This is a genomic window from Brevibacterium sp. SIMBA_078 (assembly GCF_046534565.1).
Taxonomy (GTDB): domain Bacteria; phylum Actinomycetota; class Actinomycetes; order Actinomycetales; family Brevibacteriaceae; genus Brevibacterium.
The window spans coordinates 1-273 of record NZ_JAWRYQ010000204.1; the positions used below are offsets into that span (position 1 = coordinate 1).

The following is a 273-nucleotide window of genomic DNA, read 5'->3' on the forward strand; positions in this document are numbered from 1 at the left end:
GTTAGCATCCCTGCTAAATTTTGGACATAAAACAGCCCGTCATGAAAAGTCACGACGGGCAAATTTTAGGCATAAAAAAACCGCTTTAATTAATAAGCGGCTTATTCAAAGTTAGTCAATTGTGGTTGTATTTGTCGTTCTATCGACTGGATAGCAGCTTCTAATCTATCACGTTTGCGCTTCCAGTCTGATAGACCTTTACCACAGCTACTAGCTACTTCTTTTTCATCACCTAAAGCTAGTGTCAGGATTGCATGCTTTTGCAACAACCCC

1 protein-coding gene is annotated in these 273 nt (G+C 40.3%); it reads right to left on the reverse strand.

Features of this window, described 5'->3' with window-relative positions:
* Positions 1-101 precede the first annotated feature (101 nt).
* Positions 102-269, reverse strand: coding sequence for a hypothetical protein (locus SB749_RS19445; protein WP_410711751.1), 168 nt, complete (start codon positions 267-269; stop codon positions 102-104).
* Positions 270-273 lie beyond the last annotated feature (4 nt).